General features: G+C 61.2%; 18 protein-coding genes and 1 tRNA gene. All 19 read right to left on the minus strand.

The features are described from left to right. Positions 1 to 9: 9 nt before the first annotated feature. Positions 10 to 1,509, minus strand: coding sequence for an NADH-quinone oxidoreductase subunit M (locus NCT32_RS08550; RefSeq protein WP_061119611.1), 1,500 nt, complete (start codon positions 1,507 to 1,509; stop codon positions 10 to 12). 13 nt (positions 1,510 to 1,522) lie between these two features. After that, the gene (gene nuoL / locus NCT32_RS08555; protein WP_061119612.1) at positions 1,523 to 3,589 is read right to left on the minus strand and encodes an NADH-quinone oxidoreductase subunit L; all 2,067 of its coding nucleotides are present in this window, start codon (positions 3,587 to 3,589) and stop codon (positions 1,523 to 1,525) included. A gap of 17 nt (positions 3,590 to 3,606) precedes the next feature. Then, the gene (nuoK, locus tag NCT32_RS08560; RefSeq protein WP_007588140.1) at positions 3,607 to 3,912 is read right to left on the minus strand and encodes an NADH-quinone oxidoreductase subunit NuoK; all 306 of its coding nucleotides are present in this window, start codon (positions 3,910 to 3,912) and stop codon (positions 3,607 to 3,609) included. A gap of 20 nt (positions 3,913 to 3,932) precedes the next feature. Next, on the minus strand, positions 3,933 to 4,622 hold the full coding sequence (locus NCT32_RS08565) for an NADH-quinone oxidoreductase subunit J (RefSeq protein WP_061119613.1): 690 nt from the start codon (positions 4,620 to 4,622) through the stop codon (positions 3,933 to 3,935). A gap of 174 nt (positions 4,623 to 4,796) precedes the next feature. Next, positions 4,797 to 5,285, minus strand: coding sequence for an NADH-quinone oxidoreductase subunit NuoI (nuoI, locus tag NCT32_RS08570; RefSeq protein ID WP_061119614.1), 489 nt, complete (start codon positions 5,283 to 5,285; stop codon positions 4,797 to 4,799). Between the two features lie 24 nt (positions 5,286 to 5,309). Beyond that, complete coding sequence (gene nuoH / locus NCT32_RS08575) at positions 5,310 to 6,374, minus strand: NADH-quinone oxidoreductase subunit NuoH (RefSeq protein WP_061119615.1); 1,065 nt, start codon at positions 6,372 to 6,374, stop codon at positions 5,310 to 5,312. Between the two features lie 2 nt (positions 6,375 to 6,376). Next, positions 6,377 to 8,716, minus strand: coding sequence for an NADH-quinone oxidoreductase subunit NuoG (gene nuoG / locus NCT32_RS08580; protein ID WP_061119616.1), 2,340 nt, complete (start codon positions 8,714 to 8,716; stop codon positions 6,377 to 6,379). Positions 8,717 to 8,767: 51 nt separating this feature from the next. Then, complete coding sequence (gene nuoF / locus NCT32_RS08585) at positions 8,768 to 10,090, minus strand: NADH-quinone oxidoreductase subunit NuoF (RefSeq protein WP_061119617.1); 1,323 nt, start codon at positions 10,088 to 10,090, stop codon at positions 8,768 to 8,770. Next, complete coding sequence (gene nuoE, locus NCT32_RS08590; protein ID WP_061119618.1) at positions 10,087 to 10,572, minus strand: NADH-quinone oxidoreductase subunit NuoE; 486 nt, start codon at positions 10,570 to 10,572, stop codon at positions 10,087 to 10,089. The genes nuoF and nuoE overlap by 4 nt, the downstream gene beginning before the upstream one ends. 151 nt (positions 10,573 to 10,723) lie before the next feature. Then, positions 10,724 to 11,977: an NADH-quinone oxidoreductase subunit D gene (locus NCT32_RS08595; protein ID WP_061119619.1), complete on the minus strand. Its 1,254-nt coding sequence runs from the start codon at positions 11,975 to 11,977 to the stop codon at positions 10,724 to 10,726. A 9-nt stretch (positions 11,978 to 11,986) separates the two neighbouring features. Continuing rightward, positions 11,987 to 12,589, minus strand: a complete 603-nt coding sequence (locus tag NCT32_RS08600; RefSeq protein WP_061119620.1) for an NADH-quinone oxidoreductase subunit C — start codon at positions 12,587 to 12,589, stop codon at positions 11,987 to 11,989. A 21-nt stretch (positions 12,590 to 12,610) separates the two neighbouring features. Next, on the minus strand, positions 12,611 to 13,090 hold the full coding sequence (locus NCT32_RS08605; protein WP_006052903.1) for an NADH-quinone oxidoreductase subunit B family protein: 480 nt from the start codon (positions 13,088 to 13,090) through the stop codon (positions 12,611 to 12,613). 61 nt (positions 13,091 to 13,151) lie between these two features. After that, positions 13,152 to 13,511, minus strand: a complete 360-nt coding sequence (locus tag NCT32_RS08610; protein ID WP_008341784.1) for an NADH-quinone oxidoreductase subunit A — start codon at positions 13,509 to 13,511, stop codon at positions 13,152 to 13,154. Between the two features lie 214 nt (positions 13,512 to 13,725). Beyond that, positions 13,726 to 13,810 (minus strand) — tRNA-Leu (locus NCT32_RS08615). Positions 13,811 to 13,937: 127 nt separating this feature from the next. Further along, entirely contained in the window at positions 13,938 to 14,315 is a 378-nt protein-coding gene (gene secG, locus NCT32_RS08620; RefSeq protein ID WP_061119621.1) for a preprotein translocase subunit SecG, read from the minus strand. 88 nt (positions 14,316 to 14,403) lie between these two features. Then, positions 14,404 to 15,177 carry a triose-phosphate isomerase gene (gene tpiA, locus NCT32_RS08625; protein ID WP_061119726.1) on the minus strand — a complete coding sequence of 258 codons (774 nt, stop codon included), beginning with the start codon at positions 15,175 to 15,177 and terminating at the stop codon, positions 14,404 to 14,406. A gap of 167 nt (positions 15,178 to 15,344) precedes the next feature. Further along, the gene (locus NCT32_RS08630; RefSeq protein WP_061119622.1) at positions 15,345 to 16,361 is read right to left on the minus strand and encodes an NAD(P)H-quinone oxidoreductase; all 1,017 of its coding nucleotides are present in this window, start codon (positions 16,359 to 16,361) and stop codon (positions 15,345 to 15,347) included. Positions 16,362 to 16,547: 186 nt separating this feature from the next. Further along, a complete protein-coding gene (gene pnp, locus NCT32_RS08635) occupies positions 16,548 to 18,677 on the minus strand; it encodes a polyribonucleotide nucleotidyltransferase (protein ID WP_250490095.1) in 2,130 nt (709 codons plus the stop codon). Between the two features lie 340 nt (positions 18,678 to 19,017). Continuing rightward, positions 19,018 to 19,287: a 30S ribosomal protein S15 gene (gene rpsO, locus NCT32_RS08640; RefSeq protein ID WP_061119624.1), complete on the minus strand. Its 270-nt coding sequence runs from the start codon at positions 19,285 to 19,287 to the stop codon at positions 19,018 to 19,020. Positions 19,288 to 19,325 lie beyond the last annotated feature (38 nt).

The raw sequence follows: 19,325 nt of genomic DNA on the forward strand, positions 1-19,325 counted from the left end.
CGCACGACGTTACTGAGCCAGCGGCAGCTTGGACTGCGCGACGTGGGAGAGCAGGTTTGCCACCGATTCGTGCATCACATCGGTAAAGGGCTTCGGATGCAGGCCCATATACAGCGTGAAGAGTGCGAGCACGGCGAGCATCAGGAATTCGCGCTTGTTGATGTCCTTGAGCTTCGCGACGTGGTCGTTCGCAACCGCGCCGAAGTACACGCGCTTGTACATCCACAGCGTGTAGGCCGCGCCCAGAATCAGCGTGAACGTGGCGAGGAAGGCAATCCAGAAGTTGTACTTCACGGCCGCCAGAATCACCATGAATTCACCGACGAAACCCGAGGTGCCCGGCAGACCGCAGTTGGCCATCGCGAAGAGCATCGCGAACGCGGCGAACTTCGGCATCGTGTTGACGACACCGCCGTAATCCGCGATCTGACGTGAGTGGACGCGGTCATAGAGCACGCCGATCGAAAGGAACATCGCGCCGGAGATGAAGCCGTGCGAGATCATCTGGATGATCGCGCCTTCGACGGCGAGCTGGCTCGACGGCCCGAACATGAAAAAGCCGAGCGTGACGAAGCCCATGTGCGCAATCGACGAATACGCGACGAGCTTCTTCATGTCAGCCTGCACCAATGCGACGAGACCGATGTAGATCACCGCGATCAGCGACAGCGTGATGACGACAGGAGCCAGGAAGTGGCTCGCGTCGGGCGCGATCGGCAGCGAGAAGCGCAGGAAACCGTACGCGCCGAGCTTCAGCATGATCGCGGCCAGCACGACCGAGCCGCCTGTCGGCGCTTCCACGTGCGCGTCCGGCAACCACGTGTGCACCGGCCACATCGGCACCTTCACGGCGAACGCCAGGAAGAACGCGATGAAGAGCAGCACCTGCGGCGTCATGTCGAGCTTCGCGGCTTGCCACGTAGCGAGATCGAACGTATGCGTCTGCGTGTAGAGGTACAGCAACGCAACCAGCATCAGCAGCGAGCCGGCCAGCGTGTACAGGAAGAACTTGAACGCCGCATACACGCGATTCGGGCCGCCCCAGACGCCAATGATGATGTACATCGGGATCAGCGTGGCTTCGAAGAACACGTAGAACAGCAGGCCGTCCGCAGTCGAAAACACGCCGATCATGATGCCCGAGAGAATCAGGAACGCGGCCATGTACTGCGACACGCGTTCCGTGATCACTTCCCAACCGGCGATCACGACGATCACCGTGATGAGCGCGGTCAGCACGACGAACCACATCGAGATGCCATCGACACCGAGGTGGTACGTGATGTTGAAGCGTTCGATCCAGTTCGACTGCTCGACGAACTGCAGCGCGGCCGTGGACGTATCGAAGCCGGTGATGAGCGGAATCGTGACGATCAGGCCGAGCACCGAGCCGATCAGCGCCACCCAGCGCGCGGGCGCCGGGTTCTGATCGTTACCAACTGCGAGTACCAGCAGGCCGAAAATGATCGGCAGCCAGATCGCGACACTGAGAATCGGAAAAGAGTGCATAGGATCCCTCGCCTTATTTGCCGCCGAGCGTCACAAACAGGGTCAGGAGCCCCAACATGCCGATAATCATGGCGAACGCGTAGTGATAGATGTAACCGGATTGAAGGAAGCGGATCACACCGGCGAACCAGCCCATGAACCGCGCACTGCCGTTGACGATGCCGTCGATGACGACCACATCGCCCTCTTTCCACAGACCGCGGCCGATGGCGACCGCGCCCTTCGCGAACACGACCTCGTTGATCTTGTCGCAGTAGTACTTGTTGTCGAGCAGCACGTAGATCGGACGGAAGGTCTTCGCGACGACCGCCGGCAGATCCGGACGCTTCATATAGAAGAACCACGCGACGATCACGCCCAGCGCCGCGAGCCACACCGGACCCGGCGTGATGATGCCGTGCAGCGCCATCGCGACCCAGCCGTGAAACTCTTCGGCCATTTCCTTCAGGCCTTCGTGGTTCTCGCCGATGAAGATCACCTTGTCGAACGCCACGCCGTGCGCGAAGAAGTCACCATAGATCATCGGGCCGATCATGATCGCGCCGATGATGATCGACGGAATCGCGAGCAGCACGAGCGGCAGCGTCACCACCCAAGGGGTTTCGTGCGGAACATGCGGACCATGACCGTGATCATCGTGATGACCGTGCGTGTCATGACCGTGGCCGTGCGCCTCCGCCTGGCCCATCGGCGAGTCGGGATGCTTCGGACCGCGGAAGCGCTCGTCGCCATGGAACACCATGAAATACATGCGGAACGAGTACAGCGACGTGACGAACACGCTCGCGACCACCGCGAAGTACGCGAAGCCCGAGCCCGCCAGATGCGAGTACTTCACCGCTTCGATGATCGAATCCTTCGAGTAGAAGCCCGAGAAGAACGGCGTGCCGATGAGCGCGAGCGAGCCGATCAGCGATGTGATCCAGGTGATCGGCATGTATTTGCGCAGGCCGCCCATATTGCGCATGTCCTGATCGTGGTGCATGCCGATGATGACCGAACCCGCGCCGAGGAACAGCAGCGCCTTGAAGAACGCGTGCGTGCCGAGGTGGAACACGGCGACCGGATAAGCCGATACGCCGAGCGCAACCGTCATGTATCCGAGCTGCGAGAGCGTCGAGTACGCGACCACGCGCTTGATGTCGTTCTGGACGACGCCGAGGAAGCCCATGAACAAGGCCGTGATCGCGCCGATCACCGTGACGAAGGAGAGCGCCGCATCCGAGTGCTCGAAGAGCGGCGACATGCGCGTCACCATGAAAATGCCGGCCGTCACCATGGTTGCCGCGTGGATCAGCGCGGAGATCGGCGTGGGGCCTTCCATCGAGTCCGGCAGCCAGACGTGAAGCGGGAATTGCGCCGACTTACCCATCGCGCCGATGAAGAGGCAAATGCACGCGACCGTCAGCAAGCCCCATTGCGTGCCGGGGAAGGTCATCGTCGCGAGTTTGTCGCCTTGCGCGAACACGTCGCCGTAATTCAGCGAACCGCCGAACGCGAGTAACAGGCCGATGCCCAGAAGAAAGCCGAAGTCGCCCACGCGGTTCACGATGAACGCCTTCATGTTGGCGTAGATCGCGCTCTCACGCGTGAAATAGAAGCCGATCAGCAGGTACGACACGAGACCCACCGCTTCCCAGCCGAAGAACAGTTGCAGGAAGTTGTTGCTCATGACGAGCATCAGCATCGAGAACGTGAACAGCGAGATGTACGAGAAGAAGCGCTCGTAGCCCACTTCCTCGTCCGCCATGTAGCCGATCGTATAGATGTGCACCATCAGCGAGACGAAGGTGACGATGACCATCATCATGGCCGTGAGCGAGTCGACCAGGAAGCCGACTTCCATCTTGAGCGTGCCGACGTTCATCCATTCGTAGATGGTCGCGTTGAAGCTCGCGCCATGCATCACGTCGTTAAAGACGATCGCGGAGAGGATGAACGAGACGAAGACGCCGAGAATCGTGACGCGATGCGAGCCCTTGCGCCCTACCGCCTTCCCGAATAGCCCTGCGATCAGCGAGCCGGCCAGCGGCGCCAGCGGAACCGCGAGCAGGAGGTTTTCATTGAGTGTCGTGGACATAACAGCCTAGCCTGAAATTAACCTTTGAGCTGATCGAGGTCCTCGACGTTGATCGTGTCGAGGCTACGGAACAGGGTCACGAGAATCGCGAGACCGATTGCGGCTTCAGCCGCCGCCACGGTCAGCACGAAGAACACGAAAATCTGGCCGTGTACGTCGCCCAGATAATGCGAGAAGGCGACGAAATTGGTGTTCACCGCGAGCAGCATCAATTCGATGGCCATCAGGATGATGATGACGTTGCGCCGGTTCAGGAAGATGCCGACGATGCTGATCGCAAAAAGGATCGCGCCGAGCACGAGGTAATGGGCAAGACTCAACATATTCGATTTCTCCTTCGCGCTCAGCCCTTGTTGTCGACCGTGCCCGCGCCGATGTTGCCGGTCACGGCGGGTTCCGTATTGGCGTCCGGCGCCTCTGTTTCCGACTTCATCTTCACGATGCGCACGCGGTCTTGCGCGCGCACCTTGACTTGCTGGCTGACGGTTTGCGTCTTCTTGTCCTTCTTGTCGCGGATCGTGAGCGAGATCGCCGCGATGATCGCGACCAGCAGCACGAGGCCTGCAATTTCAAACGCAAAGATGTAGTCGGTGTAGATGACCTTGCCGATCAGCTGCGTGTTCGGCATCAGTGCCGCGCCGGAAACACCCGCGCCGGCCGAAGCATCGCGCAGCGGCGTCGTCGTCGCGCCATAGCCGTGCCACAGGATCAGCGCCGTCTCGATCACGATGATTGCGCCGACGATGCTCGCGAGCGGCACGAAGCGCTTGAAGTCTCGCCGCAGGACATCGATGTTGATGTCGAGCATCATCACGACGAAGAGGAACAGCACCATCACGGCGCCTACGTACACGAGAACCAGCAGAATCGCGAGGAATTCGGCTTGCAGCAACATCCAGATCGCGGCCGCGTTGAAGAACGAGAGCACGAGGAAGAGCGCGGATGACACCGGGTTGCGCGAGGTGATCACCTTCAGCGCCGACACGGTCAGCATCAGCGCGAAGATATAGAACAGTACGGTTGTGAATTCCATGATTACCGGTTCATCGTTAGGCCATCATCAGGCATGGTGTGTCGGCACTCGTGGCGTGCTCTTCCTTTGAACGGACAGAACACGGCCTCGGCGCGCGCCGCAGTGTGCCAAACAGCAACAACAAAATCGCTCTGGCGCGATGCCGAAACGCAGGGTTCCGGCATCGAACTCGTATCAACGATAAGGCGCGTCCGCCGCCTTCGCAGCGGCGATTTCCGTTTCGTAACGATCGCCCACCGCAAGCAGCATGTCCTTCGTGAAGTACAGATCGCCGCGCTTTTCGCCGTGATATTCGAGGATATGCGTCTCGACGATCGAATCGACCGGGCAGCTCTCTTCGCAGAAACCGCAGAAAATGCACTTGGTCAGGTCGATGTCATAACGCGTCGTGCGACGGGTGTTGTCCGCGCGCGTTTCCGATTCGATCGTGATCGCCATCGCCGGGCACACCGCTTCGCACAGCTTGCAGGCGATGCAGCGCTCTTCGCCGTTCTCGTACCGGCGCAGCGCATGCAAACCGCGAAATCGCGGCGAGATCGGGGTCTTCTCTTCCGGGAACTGCACCGTGATCTTGCGCTGGAACGTGTAACGGCCCGTCAGCGCCAGACCCTTCAGCAGTTCGGTCAGGAAGAAAGTTTTGAAGAAGTTCTGAATTGCGTTCATGATGATTTCGTCCGCTCTTGTCTCTTACTTCCAGATGTTGAGCGGCGACATGATCCAGAAGCCGACAACGACCACCCAAATCACCGACACCGGCAGAAATACCTTCCAGCCGAGGCGCATGATCTGGTCGTAGCGGTAACGCGGGAAAGTCGCACGCGCCCAGATGAACACCGACAGCAGCAGGAAAACCTTGAAAACGAACCAGAATACGCCTGGAATGAACGACAGGAAGCCGAACGGCGCATCCCAACCGCCGAGGAACAGCGTCGTCGCGATCGCGGAGATCACGATCATGTTGATGTACTCGGCGAGGAAGAACAGCGCGAACGCCATGCCCGAGTAATCGATCATGTGACCCGCGACGATTTCCGATTCGCCTTCCACCACGTCGAACGGGTGACGGTTGGTTTCAGCGATGCCCGAAATGAAGTACACGACGAACATCGGCAGGAGCGGCAGCCAGTTCCACGACAGGAAGTTGACGCCCCAGCCCGCGAACATACCGCGTTGCTGCGAGTGCACGATGTCGGACATGTTCAGCGTGCCTGCGACCATCAACACCACGACGAGCGCGAAGCCCATCGAAATTTCGTAGGACACCATCTGCGCCGCGGCGCGCATCGCACCGAGGAACGCGTACTTCGAGTTCGACGCCCAGCCCGCGAGAATCACGCCGTACACGCCGATCGACGAGATGGCCATGACGTACAGCAGACCCGCGTTGACGTCCCCGAGCACCGCCTGCGCCTGGAACGGAATGACCGCCCAGACCGCGAACGCGGGCACCACGGTCATGATCGGCGCGATCACGTAGATCCATTTGCTCGCCTGCGTCGGCTGAATGACTTCCTTGAGCAGAAGCTTCAGCACGTCGGCGATCGGCTGCAGCAGACCTGCGGGACCGACGCGGTTCGGGCCGAGACGCACGTGCATCCAGCCGATGAGCTTGCGTTCCCAAAGAATCAGGTACGCCACGCACAGCAGGATGACCACCGAAACCACGAGGATGCGGACGACCGCCCACACCGTCGGCCATGCGACGCCAAGAAGCTGCGTGCCGCCTGCGTTGATCGTATCGAACAAGCCCATTTTTACGCCTTCTCCACTACCAGTTCACCGAACAGGCCGCCGAGCGCGGCGCCAGCCATCGTGCCCGCCGACACGCGGACCACCGACTCTGCGAGATTCGCGTCGCGGACCGCGGGCAACGTCACCGACAGATTGCCTTGCTTGATACGCACTGCTTCGCCGTCCTTCAGGCCGAGCTTGTCGAAGAGTGCGGTCGGCAAACCGGCGACATTCGCGTCGCGTGCGGCGGCCGTCAGATGCAGCGACGGCGCGCGGCGCACGAGCGCATCGGCGTGATAGATCGGCACATCGGCGAGACGCTGCAGGCCGCTTCCGTTCAGCGCGACATTCGATGCGGCGCGCCTGGCGCCTACCGTGGTCTTGTTCGACAGACGCGCGGTCAGTTCGCCCGTGCCGAGCGCCGCGATACGCACTTCTTCAGCCGTGTCGAACTCGAAACCCGGCAAGCCGAGGATCGTGCCCAGCACGCGCAGCACCTTCCAGCCCGGACGCGTGTCGCCCAGCGCGCGCACGACGCCATTGAACGACTGCGCCGTACCTTCCGCGTTGACGAACGTGCCCGACGTTTCCGTGAACGGGGCGATCGGCAGCAGCACGTCCGCGTAATCCATGCCGTGCCGGAACGGCGACATCACCACAACCATTTCCGCAGCCTTCAGCGCGGCGATGGCCTGGGCCGGATTGGCCGTGTCGAATTCGGGTTCCGCGTTCAGGAGCACATAGCCCTTGCGCGGCTGCTCGAACACTTCGCGTGCGTTGAGACCGCCTTCGCCCGGCAATGCATCGACGAGATGCGCGCCGACCGAGTTCGCGCCTTCCGTGAGGAAGCCGAGCGTAGCGCCGGTATTGTCGGCGATCCATTGGGCCGCCGCCTGAATCTGTGCAAAGTCCGGATGCTGAACCGCGAGATTGCCGAGCAGCACCACGCGCTTCTCACCCGCGGACAGCGATGCCGCGACATCCTTCGCCGCCGCCGACACTTCGCGGCCCGAGAACGCCTCCGGAACCGTAACGCCACGCGTTTCGGCAACCGCCGCCGCGATGCTCGCGAGCTGGTCGAGCCACGCGGACGGTGCGGCGACCAGACGGTGTGCGGTCGGGATCAGCGAATCGTCGTTGCTGGCGTTGAGGAACGTGATCTTCGCGCCGTTTTTCGCTGCCTGACGCAGACGCGCGGCGAACAGCGGATGATCGCGGCGCAGGAACGAGCCGATCACGAACGCGGTGTCGATGATCGAGAGATCCGCGATCATCGTGCCGAGCCACGGCGCTCCGATGCCGACCGGTGCCGAGAAATCGTGCTGACGCAGACGAAAGTCGATGTTCGGCGTGCCGACGCCCTCAGCCAGTTGCTTCAGCAGATGCAGTTCTTCGACCGTGCTATGCGGCGTGGCCAGTGCGGCGATGGCGTTCGCGCCATGATCCGCCTTGATGCCCTTCAGACCCTTCGCCACGTATTCGAGCGCGGTCTGCCAGTCGGTCTCGATCCAGTTGCCGCCCTGCTTGAGCATCGGCGTGGTGAGACGTTCGTCGCTGTTCAGCCCTTCGTACGAGAAGCGGTCCTTGTCGGAAATCCAGCATTCGTTGATGGCTTCGTTTTCCATCGGCAGAACGCGCATCACACGATTGTTCTTCACCTGCACGACGAGGTTCGCGCCGACGGAATCGTGCGGGCTCACCGACTTGCGGCGCGACAGTTCCCACGTCCGCGCGCTGTAGCGGAACGGCTTGCTCGTCAACGCGCCGACCGGGCACAGATCGATCATGTTGCCCGAGAGTTCCGAGTCCACCGTCTTCCCGACGAACGACGTGATCTCCGAATGCTCGCCGCGGCCCAGCATCCCGAGTTCCATCACGCCAGCGATTTCCTGGCCGAAGCGCACGCAGCGCGTGCAATGGATGCAGCGCGACATCTCTTCCATCGAGATGAGCGGACCGACGTTCTTGTGGAACACCACGCGCTTTTCTTCGCTGTAGCGCGACTGCGACTTGCCGTAACCGACGGCCAGATCTTGCAACTGGCACTCGCCGCCCTGATCGCAGATGGGGCAATCCAGCGGGTGATTGATGAGCAGGAATTCCATCACCGACTGTTGCGCCTTCACGGCCTTGTCGGAGGTGGTGCGTACGACCATGCCGGCCGAAACCGGCGTCGCGCAGGCGGGGACGGCCTTCGGCATCTTTTCGACTTCGACGAGGCACATCCGGCAATTCGCCGCAATCGACAGCTTCTTGTGATAGCAGAAGTGAGGAATGTAAGTATCGACCTTATGCGCAGCCTGGATCACCATGCTGCCTTCAGGCACCTCGACCGTCTTGCCGTCAATTTCTAGTTCAACCATGATGGATAGAGATCCTCAACCCTTGTCTCGCGCATCTGACTGCGCGCCTGATTACGCGGTAAGCGCTTCGGACGGCGCGTGATGCGCGTGCCCGCCGACGAGACAATGCTTGTGCTCGACGTGATATTCGAATTCGTCCCAGAAGTGCTTGAGCATGCCGCGCACGGGCATCGCCGCTGCATCGCCCAGCGCGCAGATCGTGCGACCCATGATGTTCTCGGCCACCGAGTTGAGCAGATCCAGATCTTCCTTGCGGCCGAGACCATGCTCGATACGGTGCACCACGCGATACAACCAGCCGGTACCCTCGCGGCAAGGCGTGCACTGGCCGCACGACTCTTCATAGTAGAAGTACGACAGGCGCAGCAGCGAGCGCACCATGCAGCGGGTTTCGTTCATCACGATCACCGCGCCCGAACCCAGCATCGAGCCGGCCTTGGCGATCGAATCGTAGTCCATGTCGGTCGCGAGCATCATGTCGCCCGGCACGACCGGTGCGGACGAGCCGCCCGGAATCACGGCCTTGATGGACTTGCCGCGCACGCCGCCCGCCAGTTCCATCAGCTTTGAGAACGGCGTGCCGAGCGGAATCTCGTAGTTGCCCGGACGATTGACGTCGCCGGACACGGAGAAGATTTTCGTGCCGCCGTTGTTCGGCTTGCCGAGCTCGAGATAATTCTGCGGGCCGATTTCAAGCAGAAACGGCACGGCCGCGAAAGTCTCGGTGTTGTTGATGGTGGTCGGCTTGCCGTACACGCCGAAGCTCGCCGGGAACGGCGGCTTGAAGCGCGGCTGACCCTTCTTGCCTTCCAGCGATTCGAGCAGCGCGGTTTCTTCGCCGCAGATATACGCGCCGTAACCATGATGCGCATACAACTCGAACGAAAAGCCTGACCCGAGAATGTTCGCGCCGAGATAGCCTGCCGCGCGCGCTTCTTCGAGCGCCGCTTCGAACACCCGATAGACTTCGAAAATCTCGCCGTGGATGTAGTTGTAGCCGACGGTGATGCCCATCGCGTACGCGCCGATGGCCATGCCTTCGATCAGCGCGTGCGGATTCCAGCGCAGGATGTCGCGATCCTTGAACGTGCCCGGCTCGCCTTCGTCCGAGTTGCAGACGAGATACTTTTGTCCCGGGAACTGACGCGGCATGAAGCTCCACTTCAGGCCAGTCGGGAAGCCCGCGCCGCCGCGGCCGCGCAGACCCGATGCTTTGACGTCGGCGATCACCTGCTCGGGCGGAATCTTCTCCTCGAGAATACGGCGCAGCTGCTTGTAGCCGCCGCGTGCAACGTAGTCCTCGAGATGCCAGTTCTCGCCGGTAAGGCCCGCGAGGATCAGCGGCTTGATGTGACGATCGTGGAGTGACGTCATTTCGAAAGTTCCTCGATCAACTGGTCGATCTTCTCGCGGCTCATGAAGCTGCACATGCGATGGTTGTTCACGAGCATCACAGGTGCGTCACCGCATGCGCCGAAGCACTCGCCTTCCTTCAGCGTGAACTTGCCGTCCGGGGTCGTCTCGCCGAAATCGATTCCAAGTTTCTGCTTGAGATACTCGGCAGCGCTGTCCGAACCGCCGTCCGGCCCGAGCTGGCAAGGCAGGTTCGTGCAGAGCGTGATCTTGTGCTTACCGACCGGCTTCAGCTCGTACATCGTGTAGAACGTGGCGACTTCCTGCACCGCGACCGGCGGCATGCTCAGGTAATCGGCCACGAACTGCATGACTTCGGGCGAGAGCCAACCATGCTCTTCCTGAGCGACAGCGAGCGCCGCCATCACCGCCGATTGCTTTTGCTCGGCGGGATACTTCGCGACCGCGCGATCGATTTCTTTCAGGCCTTCAGCTGAGATCATTTTCAGACACGACTCTTTCAATTCCTACCGAACGAAAACCTGCCGCGCCCTTCGTGTTGCGGCAGACCTGGCGTTCCTGCGGGTTCCTGTTATTGCTTTCGCGAATCCGGAACGGCGGCTCGACGAGCGCGCCGTGCAGGCGGCGATGAAATCAGCGATCGATCTCGCCGAACACGATGTCTTGCGTACCGATGATCGTCACAGCGTCGGCGATCATGTGGCCGCGCGCCATTTCGTCGAGCGATGCGAGGTGCGCATAGCCCGGCGCGCGAATCTTCAGGCGATACGGCTTGTTCGCGCCATCCGAAATCAGGTAGATGCCAAACTCGCCCTTCGGATGCTCGACCGCCGCGTACGTTTCGCCTTCCGGCACGTGGAAGCCTTCCGTGAAGAGCTTGAAATGGTGAATCAGCTCTTCCATGTTGCTCTTCATGCCGACGCGCGAAGGCGGTGCAACCTTGTGATTATCGACCATCACAGGGCCGGGATTCTTGCGCAGCCACGCAATGCACTGTTTGGCGATGCGGGTCGACTGGCGCATTTCTTCCACGCGCACGAGATAACGGTCGTAGCAATCGCCGTTCACGCCGACCGGGATATCGAAGTCGAGCTGGTCGTACACTTCGTACGGCTGCTTCTTGCGCAAGTCCCACTCGATGCCCGAGCCACGCAGCATTGCGCCGGAAAGACCCATCTGCAACGCGCGCTCCGGGCTGACCACGCCGATACCCACGAGACGCTGCTTCCAGATGCGGTTGTCGGTGAGCAGCGTTTCGTACTCGTCGACACAACGCGGGAAACGATTGAAGAAGTCCTCGATGAAGTCGAGCAACGAACCTTGACGGTTCTCGTTCATCTTGTCGAGCGCCTTCGCGTTGCGGATCTTGGATGCCTTGTATTGCGGCATTGCGTCCGGCAGATCGCGATAAACGCCACCCGGACGATAGTACGCCGCGTGCATGCGCGCGCCCGACACCGCCTCGTACACGTCCATCAGATCTTCGCGCTCGCGGAACGCGTAGAGGAAAACAGCCATCGCGCCGACGTCGAGCGCGTGCGAGCCGATCCACATCAGGTGGTTCAGCACGCGCGTAATTTCGTCGAACAGCACGCGAATGTACTTCGCGCGCACCGGCACGTCGATGCCGAGCAGCTTTTCGATGGCGAGCACATAGCCGTGCTCGTTGACCATCATCGACACGTAGTCGAGGCGGTCCATGTAGGGCACGGATTGGAGGAAGGTCTTCGTCTCGGCCAGCTTCTCGGTTGCGCGATGCAGCAGGCCGATGTGCGGGTCGGCGCGCTGGATCACTTCGCCGTCGAGTTCCAGCACAAGACGCAGCACACCGTGCGCTGCCGGGTGCTGCGGGCCAAAGTTCAGCGTGTAATTCTTGATCTCTGCCATGGCGTTCTCTTAATGTTTCAGACCGCCATAGCGATCTTCGCGGATCACGCGCGGCGTGATTTCGCGCGGTTCGATCGTCACGGGCTGATAGACCACGCGCTTCTCTTCCGGGTCGTAGCGCATTTCCACATAGCCTGAGACCGGGAAGTCCTTGCGGAACGGATGGCCGATGAAGCCGTAGTCCGTGAGAATGCGGCGCAGGTCGGGATGGCCTTCGAACACGATGCCGTAGAGGTCGAACGCTTCACGCTCGTACCAGTTCGCCGACGTCCAGATATCGACTACCGAAGGCACGATGGGCACTTCGTCGTCCGGAGCGAACACGCGCACACGCACGCGCCAGTTGTTCGTGATCGAGAGAAGATGGCTGACGGCCGCGAAACGCGGACCGTCGTAGGCACCGTCACCATAGGTCGAATAGTCGACGCCGGCGAGATCCATGAGCTGCTCGAAGCGCAGCGACGGGTCATCGCGCAGCTGCTTGCAGACGTCCAGATAGTCGACCGCCTTGACGACGACCGTCACCTGACCCAGCGACTCCGTGATGCTCTGGAGACGGCCGCCAAACGCCGTCTCGAGGTTCGCTTTGAGGGTCTCGAGTTTGCTTGCCATAGTTTGGGGAGACTCAGGCCCTTACTGACGGGCGATGGTGTTGGTGCGGCGAATCTTCGCCTGCAACTGGATCACGCCGTAGACCAGCGCTTCGGCGGTCGGAGGACAACCAGGAACGTACACGTCGACCGGCACGATCCGGTCGCAACCGCGCACGACGGAATATGAATAGTGGTAATAGCCACCGCCGTTCGCGCACGAACCCATCGAGATGACCCAGCGCGGCTCGGCCATCTGGTCGTACACCTTACGAAGCGCGGGCGCCATCTTGTTGCACAGCGTTCCGGCGACGATCATCACGTCGGACTGGCGCGGACTTGGACGAAACACCACGCCGAAACGGTCCAGGTCGTAACGGGCAGCACCCGCGTGCATCATCTCGACCGCACAGCACGCGAGACCGAACGTCATCGGCCACAGGGAGCCAGTGCGCGTCCAGTTGATGAGCTTGTCAGCCGTAGTGGTGACAAAGCCTTCCTTCAAGACCCCTTCGATACTCATTTGTTTTCCACTCCAGATGAGCAGCCAGCCAAAGCCGCCCATGAATCCGGTGATCTAACTGTCATTCCCAGTCGAGTCCGCCCTTTCTCCAGATGTAGGCGAAACCGAGCAAAAATTCGAGCAGAAAAATCATCATCGCGATGAAGCCGGGCCAGCCGATATCGCGCAGGGACACACCCCACGGGAACAGGAACGCCGTCTCAAGGTCGAAAATGATGAAAAGAATCGCGACGAGATAGTAACGCACATCGAACTTCATACGCGCGTCTTCGAAGGCTTCGAAGCCGCACTCGTAAGGCGCGTTCTTCTCCGTGTCGGGCTTGTTCGGACCGAGGATCTTGCCGATGCTGACCAACGCAATACCTAAACCAAGGCCCACTAGAAGAAACAAGAAGACGGGGTAATAGGGTGCGAGGTTCAAGGCTATCCTCTGATCGGTAGATGTGGTCTGTTATTGATTGGGGCCTTCAGCCGGGACGGACCACCCGGCGGGAGAATTCACTTGGGACCGCTCACGATATCAGCACACTGTGACAACCGCTTTGACGCTGTCGATGCTGCCGCGAAACCGTAAGGGTACTCCAGAAGTGACAATGCCAGCCGAAGCGATGCAAGCGGCTGGCATTGGATAACTTTGGTGCCGACGGCGAGACTCGAACTCGCACAGCTTTCGCCACTACCCCCTCAAGATAGCGTGTCTACCAATTTCACCACGTCGGCACTGTACTGCAATCCGGGAAAACTACTTCTAAATTGCCGCGAATCGCTTCAAGACTTGAATTATAACTGGGCCCTACGAATTGTTCAACGCACAAAATGCAAATTCTGCGAAAAATTCGTTCTGTCGTTATTTGGGCACGTCAGCGCCCGGCGCGGACGACGCGACAGGTGCAGAAGCCGGCGCGGAAGCCGCCGATGCCGCCGCCGCTGGAGCCGATGCCGGCACGGATGCGGCGCCACCGAGCACGCCGGCCGACGTTTGCGGCTTATAGCTGCCGAGATATGTCAGCGTCAGCGTCGTGATGAAGAAGACCGCGGCGAGAACAGCCGTGGTGCGCGACAAAAAGTTGGCCGAGCCCGTCGCACCGAACAGACTGCCCGATGCGCCACTGCCGAACGCCGCGCCCATGTCCGCGCCCTTGCCATGCTGAAGCAGCACGAGGCCAATAACGCCCAGCGCCGACAGCAACTGGACTACGATAATCAATGTCTTCAAATACAGCATTTCAACTCACCCGATCCCTGATGTTTCCGCGACACCTTCGTGTCGCACTATGCCCGTTCGCCTGCCCTGCCCGCCTGCCGTTCGACGCTCAATGCGTCACGGTTTGCGCCGCCCGGCAGATCGCCAGAAAATCCTTCGACTTCAACGACGCGCCGCCGATCAGCCCGCCGTCGATGTCCTTTTGCCCGAACAGCTCTTCCGCGTTTTCAGGCTTTACGCTGCCGCCATACAAAAGCGGCACGTTTGCTACCGACGCACCCTTCTCCAGCAGCTTGCGACGCAGGAATGCGTGAACGTCCTGCGCCTGGCCGGGGCGCGCGGTCTTGCCCGTGCCGATTGCCCAGACCGGTTCGTACGCGACCACGATGCCCGCCGCCTGTTCTTCGGTCAGAATCTGCAGCACGGCTTCGAGCTGCGTACCGATGATCTGCTCGGTCGTACCCGCTTGCCGCTCTTCGAGCGTCTCGCCGACACAGACGATCGGCGTGAGTCCTGCTTCGATCGCGCGCTGAGCTTTCGACGCGACGAGTTCCGGACTTTCGCGATGATACGCACGTCGCTCCGAATGCCCGACGATTGCATACGTGACGCCGAAGTCCGCCGCCATTTCCGCCGCGACTTCGCCGGTAAACGCGCCGCCCGCATGCGCCGACACGTCCTGAATGCCCCATTGCACGACCGAGCCGCTCAGAAGCGCCTGCGATTGTGCGAGATAAGGACACGGCACGCACACTCCGACGCGCACGCCCTTTTGCAAAGCCGATGCCCCTGCGGCGACTTCGGTCAGCAAGGTCGCGTTGTCACCGATGCGACCGTGCATCTTCCAGTTGCCCACCACCAGTTTCGCTCGTTCTCTGGACATATGTCTCGTCATTCGGCGGCGGCTTGCAAGAGCCGCCCTGTTATAAAAATGAACCGCCACGAACCGCAAACTGCTTGCAAAACAGGCGATTTTACTGTGTTACGACGAAACCGGTCAAACCGCAAAAGCGCGCCGCAACGTGAAACGCTGCAAGCCGGATGAAAACGTCACGCGTCCTCACGCCAGTCGAGCACGATCTTGCCGACGTGCGTGCTGCTTTCCATCAACGTATGCGCGGCGGCGGCATCGTGCGCCGGGAAAACCTGGTGGATCACCGGCTTGATGCGTCCCGCCTCGATTTCCGGCCAGACGCGCTCTTTCAGTTTCGCCGCGAGCTTCGCCTTGAACGCGACGGGACGCGGACGCAAGGTTGAGCCGGTGATGACGAGGCGCCGGCGCAGCACGTCGTTCAGGTTGATCTCCGCCTTGGCGCCGCCCAGCAGCGCGATCACGCAGATGCGCCCGCCGTCCGCGAGCGCCTTGAGTTCGCGCGGCAGATAGTCGCCGGCGACCATGTCCAGAATCACGTCGACGCCGCGGTCATTCGTCAGCGACTTCACCACTTCGACGAAATCTTCCGTCTTATAGTTGATCGCGCGCTCCGCACCGAGCGCTTCGCACGCGCGGCATTTTTCGTCGGTGCCGGCCGTGGCGAACACGCGAAAGCCGAGCGCCTTCGCGATCTGGATTGCCGTCACACCGATGCCGCTCGATCCGCCCTGCACGAGCAGCGTTTCTTCCGCGCCGTTCTCACCCGCGCCCAACTGAGCGCGCTCGAACACGTTGCTCCAGACCGTGAAGAACGTCTCCGGCAACGATGCCGCTTCGATCTCCGACAGGCCCTTCGGCACCGGCAGACATTGCTCGAGCGGGGCGACCGCATACTCGGCATATCCGCCGCCCGCGAGCAACGCGCACACGCGATCGCCTTTTTTCAGACCAAACGGGTTGTGCTTGGGATCGAAATCGCCATCGACGATTTCACCGGCCACCTCGAGCCCCGGCAGATCCGAAGCGCCGGGCGGCGGCGCGTAGGCGCCCTTCCGCTGAAACACGTCCGGCCGGTTCACGCCGGAAGCGGCCACCTTGATCAAGACTTCGCACTTGCCTGGCGCAGGCGTCGGACGTTCGCCCAGTTTCAGGACGTCGGGTGCGCCAAACTCGGTGATTTCGATGGCCTTCATATCCTCTCCCTGTGACGACCGGAGTCAGTGTGCATTCGGACCGGATGGCACTGCGCGCGCCTGACGCAATTACGCTCCACACTGCCATCGAGTCCGATGACGCGTCGGACAATGCATAGCATCCGACGCGTCATACATGAAAACGGCCGGCTCGCATCAGCGGCCGGCCGTCTACACATTACCGCATTACTGCTGCGGGTGCGTGGGCTCTACCTGTTGCGCCGCTTCGTTCAGAAGCGCCTTCGCCGACAGACGCACACGACCCTTTTCGTCCGTCTGGATGACCTTGACCTTCACGATCTGGCCTTCCTTCAGATAGTCGTTGATGTCCTTCACGCGCTCGTTGACGATCTCCGAGATGTGCAGCAAACCGTCCTTGCCCGGCAGGATGTTCACGATGGCGCCGAAGTCGAGCAGCTTGAGCACCGGGCCTTCGTAGACCTGGCCGACTTCCACTTCGGCCGTGATGTTCTCGATGCGCTTCTTCGCGTCGGCCATGCCTTCCGCGCTCGTGCTCGCGATCGTCACGACGCCGTCGTCCGAAATGTCGATGGTCGTGCCCGTCTCTTCCGTCAGCGCGCGGATCACCGAGCCGCCCTTGCCGATCACGTCCCGGATCTTCTCCGGATTGATCTTGATGGTGATCATGCGCGGCGCGTAGTCGGACAGTTCCGTGTTCGTGTGCGGTACCGCGGCCGTCATCTTGCCGAGGATGTGCATGCGGCCTTCCTTCGCCTGCGCGAGCGCGACCTGCATGATTTCCTTCGTGATGCCCTGGATCTTGATGTCCATCTGCAGCGCGGTCACGCCTTGCGCCGTGCCGGCCACCTTGAAGTCCATGTCGCCGAGGTGATCTTCGTCGCCGAGGATGTCGGTCAGAACCGCGAATTTGTTGCCTTCGAGGATCAGGCCCATCGCGATGCCCGCGACGTGCGCCTTCATCGGCACGCCGGCGTCCATCAGCGCGAGGCAGCCGCCGCAGACCGAAGCCATCGACGACGAACCGTTCGATTCCGTGATTTCCGACACGACGCGGATCGAGTAGCCGAATTCATCGGCGCTCGGCAGGCACGCGACCAGCGCGCGCTTGGCCAGTCGGCCGTGACCGATTTCACGGCGCTTCGGCGAACCGACGCGGCCGGTCTCGCCCGTTGCGAACGGGGGCATGTTGTAGTGGAGCATGAAGCGCTCACGGTATTCGCCTTCGAGCGCGTCGATGTTCTGCTCATCGCCCTTGGTGCCGAGCGTCGCGACGACGAGCGCCTGCGTTTCGCCGCGCGTGAAGAGCGCCGAACCGTGCGTGCGCGGCAATACGCCCGTGCGGATTTCGATCGGACGCACCGTGCGCGTGTCACGGCCGTCGATGCGCGGCTCGCCGTTCAGGATCTGCGAGCGGACGATCTTCGCTTCGATATCGAACAACACGTTGCCGATGGTTGCAGCATCGGCCGCCACGGCTTCCTCGGCGAGCTTCGCCGAAGTCGCCGCGTACACTTCCTTCAGCTTGGCGGAACGCGCCTGCTTGTTGCGCAACTGGTAAGCCGCTTCGAGTTCCGGCTTGGCGATTTCCGTGACGCGCGAAATGAGCGCTTCGTTCTTCGGCGCCGGCTGCCAGTCCCACTCGGGCTTGCCGCCCTCGCGAACGAGTTCATGAATTGCGTCGATGGCCGTCTGCATCTGCTCGTGGCCGAACACGACCGCGCCGAGCATCACTTCTTCGGAGAGTTGCTGCGCTTCCGATTCCACCATCAGCACCGCGCGCTCCGTGCCGGCGACGACGAGATCGAGCGCCGATTCCTTCATTTGCGGGCGCGTGGGGTTAAGCACGTACTCATTGTTGATGTACGCGACGCGCGCGGCACCGACCGGACCGTTGAACGGCAAGCCCGACACGGCGAGCGCCGCCGATGCGCCGATCAGCGCGGGAATATCCGCCGGGACGTCCGGGTTCAGCGACAGGACGTGGATGACGACCTGCACTTCGTTATAGAAGCCTTCCGGGAAGAGAGGACGCAGCGGACGGTCGATCAGGCGCGAGATCAGCGTCTCGCCTTCCGACGGGCGGCCTTCGCGGCGGAAGAAGCCACCGGGGATCTTGCCTGCGGCGTAGGTCTTTTCGAGGTAATCGACAGTCAGCGGGAAAAAGTCCTGGCCCGGCTTGGCGGTCTTCGCGCCGACGACGGTCGCGAGCACGACGGTGTCTTCGACATCGACGATCACCGCGCCGCTTGCCTGACGGGCGATTTCACCCGTTTCCAGGCGGACATTGTGTTGTCCCCACTTAAATTCTTTGACGATTTTATTGAACATTGTCACTCCTTCTAGTTGCGCCGCGCCGGCTGTCGGGCGCTGGCTGGAGCGGTCGCGAGCCACGCTTGGGAGGTGTGTTATGCCATTCCAGCGCGGCGCCTGGCCGGATGTGCGCGCAGGCGCCGCGCTGGAATGACACAAAGCTCTGCCGCGAGGCCGGACCGGGTGTCGAACCGGATGATGCATCCGGGTAAAGCCATGAACTGCCGAATTACCTACTACGACGGGTCGATCGATGAAAAATGCGATCAGGCACCGCTTCACGGCCGGAACGTATAAAAACAAAGTGCCTGTATCAGCGGACTGACACAGGCACTTCGTTCTAACGGCGGCCGTTTGACGCCAATTACTTGCGCAGACCCAGCTTCTCGATCAACGAGCGGTAACGATCCGCATCCTTGCCCTTCAGGTAGTCGAGCAGCTTGCGACGGCGGCTCACCATGCGCAGCAGACCGCGGCGGCTGTGATGATCCTTCGAGTGCGACTTGAAGTGGAGGGTGAGTTCGTTGATGCGGCTCGTGAGAAGTGCAACTTGCACTTCGGGGGAGCCGGTGTCGTTGGCGCCGCGCGCATATTCTGCGACGATGTCGGACTTCTTGATTTCTGCTACGGACATTTGCTTTTCCTTTGATACAGACAGGCGGTCACGGAAGA

Source organism: Caballeronia sp. INML2 (genome assembly GCF_023631365.1).
GTDB lineage: Bacteria > Pseudomonadota > Gammaproteobacteria > Burkholderiales > Burkholderiaceae > Caballeronia > Caballeronia turbans.